Raw genomic sequence first — 8,858 nt, forward strand, 5'->3', positions numbered from 1 at the left:
CGATCTGTGCCGAGCTGAAAGTGAAGTGCAAGTGGGTTGAAAGCGACTTCGACGGCATGATTCCAGGCCTCAACGCCAACAAGTTCGACGGCGTGATTTCCTCGATGACCGTGACCGAAGCCCGTGAAAAGGCGATCGATTTCTCCAGCGAGCTGTTCTCCGGCCCGACGTCCCTGGTGTTCAAAAAGGGCGCGAACTTCTCCACGCCTGAGTCCCTCAAGGGCAAATCCGTGGGCTACGAGCAAGGCACCATCCAGGAAGCCTACGCCAAGGCCGTGCTGGACAAAGCCGGTGTGACCACCAAGGCCTACGCCAACCAGGACCAGGTCTACGCCGACCTGACCTCGGGCCGCCTGGATGCTTCCGTACAGGACATGCTGCAAGCCGAACTGGGCTTTTTGAAGTCGCCAGCCGGCGCTGACTACGAAGTCAGCAAGGCCATCGATGACCCACTGCTGCCATCCAAAACTGCGGTCGGTATCAAAAAAGGTAACAAAGACCTCAAGGCCTTGCTCGATAAAGGTATCAAAGCGTTACACGATGATGGCACCTACGCCACCATCCAGAAGAAACACTTCGGCGACCTGAACCTCTACAGCGGTAAATAACACCCCGGCGCCCACCGGTTTGCGGTGGGCGCTTTTTTATCGCCATTAGGTCCTGAATTCATGTTTGAAGATCTTTTGCAAACCCTGGGGCTGGGTGCCTTCAGCTTGAAGGGGTTCGGCCCGCTGTTGCTGCAAGGTACGTGGATGACCGTGAAACTGTCGGTCGCCTCCCTGGCCGTCAGCGTCCTGCTGGGCCTGCTCGGCGCCAGCGCCAAACTGTCCAGCGTCAGCCTGATCCGCATCCCCGCCCAGCTCTACACCACCTTGATTCGCGGCGTGCCCGACCTGGTGCTGATGCTGCTGATTTTCTACAGCCTGCAAATCTGGCTGACCGGCTTTACCGACTTTATGGAATGGGACTACATCGAGATCGACCCATTCAGCGCCGGGGTCATCACCCTGGGCTTCATCTATGGCGCCTATTTCACCGAGACGTTTCGCGGCGCGATCCTCGCCGTGCCGCGTGGCCAGCTGGAAGCGGCGACCGCCTACGGGCTCACGCGCGGGCAGCGGTTTCGCTTCGTGACCTTCCCGCAGATGATGCGCTTTGCCTTGCCGGGCATCGGCAACAACTGGATGGTGATGCTCAAGGCCACCGCGCTGGTGTCGATCATCGGTCTGGCGGACCTGGTCAAGGCCGCGCAGGATGCGGGCAAGAGTACTTATCAGCTGTTCTATTTTCTGGTCATCGCGGCGCTGATCTACCTGCTGATCACCAGTGCATCCAACGTCGTCCTGCGCTGGCTTGAGCGCCGCTACTCCGCTGGGTCCCGGGAGGCCGTGCGATGATCGAACTTATCCAGCAATACTGGCGGCCTTTCCTTTATAGCGACGGTCAGCACATCACCGGGCTGGCGATGACCATGTGGCTGCTCAGCGCGGCGCTGGTGATCGGCTTTCTGGTCTCGATTCCGCTGTCCATCGCCCGCGTTTCGCGCAAACGCTCCATACGCTGGCCGGTGCAGTTCTACACCTACCTGTTTCGTGGCACGCCGCTGTATATCCAACTGTTGATTTGCTACACCGGCATCTACAGCATCGCCGCCGTGCGCGCGCAACCGGTGCTGGATGCGTTCTTTCGCGACGCGATGAACTGCACCATTCTGGCCTTCGCCCTCAACACCTGCGCATACACCACGGAAATTTTCGCCGGCGCGATCCGCAGCATGGCTCATGGCGAAGTCGAAGCGGCCAAGGCTTACGGCCTGAGCGGTTGGAAGCTGTATGCCTATGTGATCATGCCCTCGGCCTACTACAGCAACGAAGTGATCCTGATGCTGCACTCGACCACGGTGGCGTTTACCGCGACGGTGCCGGACATTCTCAAGGTGGCGCGGGATGCCAACTCGGCCACCTACATGACCTTTCAATCATTCGGCATCGCCGCGCTGATCTACCTGACCGTGACCTTCGCGCTGGTCGGGCTGTTTCGTCTGGCGGAACGTCGCTGGCTGGCCTTTCTCGGGCCGAGCCACTAAGGAGTCGTCATGCGTCATCAGGTGCATGAACTGATCGCGCCGGTGCCGGGCACGGCGCGGCAGGTTCACAGTTTCCACTTCGGCCCGGAACAGGCTGAAGGCAAGATCTATATCCAGTCATCACTGCATGCCGATGAGCTGCCGGGGATGCTGGTGGCCTGGCACCTGAAGCTGCGCCTGGCGGAGCTGGCGGCGGCTGGGCGCCTGCGCAGTGAGATCGTGCTGGTGCCCATCGCCAATCCGGTGGGACTTGAGCAGGTGTTGATGGACATTCCGTTGGGCCGCTACGAGCTGGAAAGCGGGCAAAATTTCAATCGCCTGTTTGTCGACCTCAGTGAGGAGGTCGGCAATCAGGTCGAAGACCTGCTGGGCGACGACCCCACGCACAACGTCGAGCTTATTCGCGACGCCCTGAGCCTGGCCCTTGCGGCGCAAACGCCTGCTACCCAGCTGCAATCCCAACGCCTGGTGTTGCAACGCCTGGCCTGCGATGCCGACATGGTGTTGGACCTGCATTGCGACTTTGAAGCCGTGGCACATCTGTACACCACCCCCGAGGCCTGGCCGCAGGTGGAGCCGCTGGCGCGCTATATCGGCTCGGAAGCCAACTTGCTGGCGACCGACTCCGGCGGGCAGTCGTTCGACGAGTGCTTCACGCTGGTGTGGTGGCAGTTGCAGCAACGCTTCGGCGAGCGCTTCCCGATCCCGATGGGCAGCTTTTCGGTGACCGTCGAACTGCGCGGCCAAGGCGACGTCAACCACGGCCTGGCGGCGCTGGATTGCCAGGCGATCATCGATTACCTGACTCACTTCGGTGCCATTAAAGGTGACGCGGCGCCCCTGCCCGAGCTGCCCTACCCGGCCACGCCGCTGGCGGGCGTGGAACCGGTGGCCACGCCGGTCGGCGGCTTGCTGGTGTTCAGCGCCCTGCCCGGTGAATACCTGGAAGCCGGGCAACTGATCGCCGAAATCATCGACCCCATTACTGACCGCGTAACGCCTGTGCACTGCAAACATGCCGGCCTGCTTTACGCCCGTTCGCTGCGGCGCATGGCCACTGCCGGCATGGTGATCAGCCATATTGCAGGCACGCAAGCCTACCGCAGCGGCTACCTACTTTCGCCTTGAGGATGCACGCCCCATGTACAAATTGACCGTTGAAGGCCTGCATAAAAGCTATGGCGACAATGAAGTGCTCAAAGGTGTCTCGCTCAAGGCCAACACCGGTGATGTGATCAGCCTGATCGGCGCCAGCGGCTCGGGCAAAAGCACCTTTTTGCGCTGCATCAACTTTCTGGAAACGCCCAACGACGGCGCCATGACCCTTGATGGCCAGCAGATCCGCATGGTCAGCGACCGCCATGGCATGCGCGTGGCCGACGACGCCGAATTGCAACGCCTGCGTACGCGGTTGGCGATGGTGTTCCAGCATTTCAACCTGTGGAGCCATATGAGCGTGCTGGAAAACATCACCATGGCGCCGCGCCGGGTACTGGGTTGCAGCAAGAAGGACAGGAAGGACGCCGAAGACCGTGCCCGTCGCTACCTGGATAAGGTCGGGCTGCCGGCACGCGTGGCCGATCAATACCCGGCGTTCCTTTCTGGTGGCCAACAGCAACGGGTGGCCATCGCCCGCGCCCTGGCCATGGAGCCGGAGGTGATGCTGTTTGACGAACCCACCTCGGCCCTCGACCCCGAACTGGTCGGCGAAGTGTTGAAAGTGATCCAGGGCCTGGCCGAGGAAGGCCGCACCATGATCATGGTCACCCACGAGATGAGCTTTGCGCGCAAGGTGTCGAACCAGGTGCTGTTCCTGCACAAGGGCCTGGTGGAAGAGCAAGGCACGCCCGAAGATGTGTTGGGCAACCCGAAGAGCGAGCGCCTGCAGCAATTTCTGAGCGGTAACTTGAAGTAAACCTTTGCGACGCCTGGAGGGTCTCTGACATAGAGCCTCCAGAGCGTCAGCCGCCGAATGGCAAAACCCCTCGATTTCGCCAAAACATGGTTTGCCACCAAGGGCTGGAAGCCGTTCGCCTTTCAAAAAGCCGTGTGGGCGGCGGTTAAAGACGGCCAATCAGGCCTGCTGCACGCCAGCACCGGCGCGGGTAAAACCTATGCGCTGTGGTTTGCCGCCCTCAACCGCTTCGCCGTCACTCGCCCGCCCGCCACCGGTAAACGCAAAGCGCCCGCTGAGCCACTGACGGTGTTGTGGATCACGCCCATGCGCGCCTTGGCCGCCGACACGGCGCGCGCCCTGGAGGCGCCACTGGCGGCACTGGAGATTCCATGGAGTGTCGGCCTGCGTACGGGCGACACCAGCAGCAGCGAACGCGCGCGCCAGACCCGGCGTCAGCCCACCGCGCTGGTGACCACCCCGGAAAGCCTGACATTGATGCTCGCGCGTGCCGATAGTGAGACCAGCCTGGCGCACCTGCGCATGGTGATCGTGGATGAGTGGCACGAACTGATCGGTAACAAGCGTGGCGTGCAACTGCAACTGGCGTTGGCGCGCTTGCGGCGTTGGCATCCGGATTTGATGGTGTGGGGGATTTCCGCGACCTTGGGCAATCAGTCTCACGCCCTTGAGGTTCTTGTCCCACAAGGCGGTGGGATCAATGTGCAGGGGCAGACGGCTAAAGAACTGAAGGTCGACACCTTGTTACCGCCGACCACCGAGCGATTTCCCTGGGCTGGGCATATCGGCTTGAAGATGCTCCCGCAGGTGGTGGCCGAAGTGGACGCCAGCAGCAGTTGCCTGGTGTTTACCAATACGCGGGCACAGTCGGAGATCTGGTACCAGGCGTTGCTGGAGGCGCGTCCGGACTGGGCGGGCGTGATTGCCCTGCACCATGGCTCGCTGTCGCGTGAAACACGCGACTGGGTGGAGCGGGCCCTGAAAGACGGTCAGCTCAAGGCCGTGGTGTGTACCTCAAGCCTGGACCTGGGTGTGGATTTCCTGCCAGTGGAGCGCGTGCTGCAAATCGGCTCGGCCAAAGGCGTGGCACGCCTGATGCAGCGCGCCGGGCGCTCTGGTCATGCGCCAGGCAGGCCATCACGGGTGACGTTGGTGCCAACCCATAGCCTGGAACTGGTGGAAGCCGCCGCCGCCCAGGACGCGATAGCGCAGCGGCGCATCGAAGCTCGCGAATCGCCCTACAAGCCATTGGATGTGCTCGTACAACACTTGGTGAGCATGGCCCTGGGCGGTGGTTTTACCCCGGATGCGCTGTTGGCGGAGGTGCGTGACGCCTGGGCTTATCGTGACCTGACTGACGCCGACTGGGCCTGGGCGCTGGGGTTTGTGCGCCATGGCGGCTTGTCGTTGACGGCCTATCCGGATTACCGCCGAGTGGAACCCGACGAGCATGGCGTGTGGCGCGTGCCGGATGCACGCCTGGCGCGGCGTCATCGCATGAGCGTGGGCACTATCGTCAGCGATGCGAGTATCCAGTTGAAATTCTGGAGCAAGGGCGGCGGCGGCAAGAATCTGGGCAGTGTCGAGGAAGGTTTTATCGCCCGGCTCAAGCCTGGCGACGGTTTTTTGTTTGCAGGGCGTTTGCTGGAGTTGGTGCGAGTGGAAAACATGACCGCGTATGTACGGCGCAGCACCGCGAAAAAGGCTGCCGTGCCGCGCTGGAATGGCGGGCGCATGCCGCTATCCAATGAATTGGCGCAGGCGGTGGTCGAGCGCTTTGATGCAGCCGCCCACGGGCACTTCGATGGCCCGGAGATGCGGGCGGTGCAACCCCTGTTACAAACCCAGTTGCGCTGGTCTGGACTGCCGACACGTGCGTACTTGCTGGCGGAAGCCCTGAAGTCGCGGGAAGGCTGGCACCTGTTTCTCTACCCGTTCGCCGGTCGCCAGGTGCATCTGGGGCTGGCGAGCCTGCTGGCGTGGAGGGTCAGCCAAGGCCAGCCGGTGACCTTTTCGATTGCGGTGAATGATTACGGGCTGGAACTATTGAGCGCTACGCCGGTGGACTGGCCGGTTGTGTTGAATCAAGCGTTGCTGAGCCCAACGAACTTACTGTTGGACGTGGCGGCCAGCTTGAATGCCGGTGAGCTGGCGCTGCGCCGCTTTCGCGAAATCGCCCGCATCGCCGGGCTGGTGTTTGCCGGTTACCCTGGCGCGCCGAAAAGCACACGGCAGGTGCAGGCTTCCAGCGGCTTGTTCTTTGAGGTGTTCAAACAATACGACCCAGAGAACCTTTTGCTGACCCAGGCCGGAGAAGAAGTCCTGCGTGATGAGTTGGATATTCGTCGGCTGGAAGAGACATTGCGTCATTTGTCGGCGCTGAAACTCGACCTGCACATGATCGAACGGCCGACGCCGCTGGCTTTTCCACTGCTGGTTGAGCGAATGCGCGAGAGCATGAGTTCGGAGAAGCTGTCCGAGCGTATTGCACGCATGGTCAAGGACCTGGAAAAAGTCGCGGATACCGGGAAACGTTGATGCATTATTCGCTGACGCTTGAGGGTGAGGAGTTGTGGCTGCTGGCGGAAAAGGCGATTTACTGGCCCGCCCGCCAGTGCCTGCTGATCGCCGATGCGCATTTTGGCAAGGCCTCGGCGTATCGCAGCCTCGGGCAACCGGTGCCGCAGGGCACCACTACCGACAACCTGCAGCGCCTGGACCGCCTGTTATCGGCCCTGCCGTGCGCGCAGGTGATCTTTCTCGGTGACTTCCTGCACGGCCCGGGTTCGCACGCCAGCGGCACCCTGAGCGCCTTGAGAACCTGGCGCGAGCGCAATCACGCACTGAACCTGACCTTAATTCGCGGCAATCACGATAAACGCGCTGGCGACCCGCCTGCCGACTTGAGGATTGAAGTGGTGGCCGAGCCGCTATTGATGGGGCCGTTTGCATTGCAGCATGAGCCGGATGCCCATCCCAGCCAGCATGTGCTGGCCGGGCATGTGCATCCTGTGTACCGGTTGCGCGGCAAAGGTCGGCAGAGTTTGCGTTTGCCGTGCTTCCAGATCGGCTCGAAGATCAGCTTGCTGCCGGCATTCGGAGCTTTTACCGGCGGTTACTCCGTAGAGAAAAGCGACGATCGGCGAGTATTTGTGATCGGCGATCAAGACGTATGGCCGGTGTGCTGAAGCGCCAGCCATGTCTTTTGATAAGTCAGGCGACAGGCGCGGGAGGCGGCTCATCGGGAAGGACTGGCTCACCGGGCTCGGTGGGCTGCTGCGGCCAATCTTCGTCAGGTTGGCCAGGGATGCCGCCCGCATACGCTGGGTCGGCCATCAGGGACCAGGCCAGAACACCAATCTGGTTGGGTTCAAGCCGGGCGAGTTCGGCGCTGATTCGCGGGTCGATCTTCATAAAGTACTCCTCAAGCGTGGCTCGGCGCGTTTTGCACGCACCGAGGCAGTACACCCAATAGAGTCACTTCACGCAGACTAATTCCCTTTGCGTGTAAGACCTTTCGATCAAGCGCGCGGGAGAGTAACGCCACGCTGGCCCTGATACTTGCCGGCGCGGTCTTTATAGGACACTTCACAGGCTTCGTCGGACTGCAGGAACAGCATCTGCGCCACGCCTTCGTTGGCGTAGATCTTTGCCGGCAAGGTGGTGGTGTTGGAGAACTCCAGGGTCACGTGGCCTTCCCACTCCGGCTCAAGCGGCGTCACGTTAACGATGATGCCGCAGCGCGCGTAGGTGCTTTTACCCAGGCAGATGGTCAACACGTCACGTGGAATACGGAAGAATTCCACGGTGCGCGCCAGGGCAAAGGAGTTTGGCGGAATGATGCACACGTCGCTTTTAACGTCGACGAAGCTCTTTTCGTCGAAGTTTTTCGGATCGACGATCGCCGAGTTGATGTTGGTGAACACCTTGAATTCATCGGCACAGCGTACGTCGTAGCCGTAGCTGGAAACACCGTAGGAAATCACGGGAGCCGCGCCTTCGCCACGGATCTGGCGTTCAACGAAAGGTTCGATCATGCCGTGTTCTTGCGCCATGCGGCGAATCCACTTGTCCGATTTGATGCTCATGGCGGGTGTCCTGAATAGCGAGGTGGAAAAATTCTGTTGGGCATCTTACCGGGGCTGGCCCTGGGGTTCAAAGGGCGCAGGGCATTTGTTGATGAATGTGCAGCCGTCTATAAGCGGCAGCCAGCGGGGCCGGGCCCCACATTACAGTGCCAGGTGACTGTAAATACCACCGCCAGTCACGAAAATAGAGAAACCTTCGGAAATACCATTGGCACGTCCCGGAAAAAGGGTTAAGGTGGCGCCACTGTGCTGCTTGTGTCACTGAGAATCTCTACACGATATGTTGAATTTCGATCCAACCATCTCCAAGAATTTTTCCTGCTCTTTGCACTCAGTCTCGGCCAGGGCTTTTCCTGAGTCGCAGTTAACTTTGTCCAAGGAGATACACCATGTCTAATCGCCAAACTGGTACCGTTAAGTGGTTCAACGATGAAAAAGGCTTCGGCTTCATCACTCCACAATCCGGTGACGACCTGTTCGTTCACTTCAAAGCTATCCAATCCGACGGCTTCAAAAGCCTGAAAGAAGGCCAACAGGTTTCTTTCATCGCTACCCGCGGTCAGAAAGGCATGCAAGCTGAAGAAGTTCAAGTTATCTAACTTGTACTGACTTAGTCGAAAAAACCCCGCCCTTAAAAGCGGGGTTTTTTTATGCCTGGGATTTAGTCCCGGCACCCAGGTAATACCAGGCACAAAAAAATGTGGGAGCGAGCTTTATGTGGGAGCTGGCTTGCCTGCGATACTGACACCTCGGTGTATCAGGTACACCG

General features: G+C 60.3%; 10 protein-coding genes. 8 read left to right on the plus strand and 2 right to left on the minus strand.

Features of this window, described 5'->3' with window-relative positions; genetic code table 11:
* The 7 genes from FEM54_RS16820 to pdeM all read left to right on the plus strand — a co-directional run.
* A partial coding sequence (locus tag FEM54_RS16820; protein WP_138452014.1) for a transporter substrate-binding domain-containing protein occupies positions 1-608 on the plus strand: 608 nt, incomplete at its 5' end.
* A 60-nt stretch (positions 609-668) separates the two neighbouring features.
* The gene (locus tag FEM54_RS16825; RefSeq protein WP_017137172.1) at positions 669-1,397 is read left to right on the plus strand and encodes an ABC transporter permease; all 729 of its coding nucleotides are present in this window, start codon (positions 669-671) and stop codon (positions 1,395-1,397) included.
* Positions 1,394-2,086, plus strand: a complete 693-nt coding sequence (locus FEM54_RS16830; RefSeq protein ID WP_138452016.1) for an ABC transporter permease — start codon at positions 1,394-1,396, stop codon at positions 2,084-2,086. Before FEM54_RS16825 ends, FEM54_RS16830 begins: the two co-directional genes overlap by 4 nt.
* Before the next feature lie 9 nt (positions 2,087-2,095).
* Positions 2,096-3,214, plus strand: a complete 1,119-nt coding sequence (locus FEM54_RS16835) for a succinylglutamate desuccinylase/aspartoacylase family protein (RefSeq protein ID WP_138452018.1) — start codon at positions 2,096-2,098, stop codon at positions 3,212-3,214.
* A 13-nt stretch (positions 3,215-3,227) separates the two neighbouring features.
* Positions 3,228-4,001 carry an ABC transporter ATP-binding protein gene (locus tag FEM54_RS16840; protein WP_138452020.1) on the plus strand — a complete coding sequence of 258 codons (774 nt, stop codon included), beginning with the start codon at positions 3,228-3,230 and terminating at the stop codon, positions 3,999-4,001.
* A gap of 57 nt (positions 4,002-4,058) precedes the next feature.
* Complete coding sequence (locus tag FEM54_RS16845; RefSeq protein WP_138452022.1) at positions 4,059-6,539, plus strand: ligase-associated DNA damage response DEXH box helicase; 2,481 nt, start codon at positions 4,059-4,061, stop codon at positions 6,537-6,539.
* Positions 6,539-7,189 carry a ligase-associated DNA damage response endonuclease PdeM gene (gene pdeM, locus FEM54_RS16850; protein WP_138452024.1) on the plus strand — a complete coding sequence of 217 codons (651 nt, stop codon included), beginning with the start codon at positions 6,539-6,541 and terminating at the stop codon, positions 7,187-7,189. Before FEM54_RS16845 ends, pdeM begins: the two co-directional genes overlap by 1 nt.
* A gap of 25 nt (positions 7,190-7,214) precedes the next feature.
* Here pdeM and FEM54_RS16855 read toward each other — a convergent pair whose 3' ends face one another.
* Both FEM54_RS16855 and dcd read right to left on the minus strand, forming a co-directional pair.
* Positions 7,215-7,415, minus strand: coding sequence for a hypothetical protein (locus tag FEM54_RS16855; protein ID WP_017137167.1), 201 nt, complete (start codon positions 7,413-7,415; stop codon positions 7,215-7,217).
* Between the two features lie 107 nt (positions 7,416-7,522).
* Complete coding sequence (dcd, locus tag FEM54_RS16860; protein ID WP_017137166.1) at positions 7,523-8,089, minus strand: dCTP deaminase; 567 nt, start codon at positions 8,087-8,089, stop codon at positions 7,523-7,525.
* Between the two features lie 389 nt (positions 8,090-8,478).
* Here dcd and FEM54_RS16865 point away from each other — a divergent pair, with 389 nt between their 5' ends.
* On the plus strand, positions 8,479-8,688 hold the full coding sequence (locus tag FEM54_RS16865) for a cold-shock protein (RefSeq protein ID WP_002554837.1): 210 nt from the start codon (positions 8,479-8,481) through the stop codon (positions 8,686-8,688).
* Positions 8,689-8,858 lie beyond the last annotated feature (170 nt).

Source organism: Pseudomonas edaphica, assembly GCF_005863185.1.
Lineage (GTDB): Bacteria > Pseudomonadota > Gammaproteobacteria > Pseudomonadales > Pseudomonadaceae > Aquipseudomonas > Aquipseudomonas edaphica.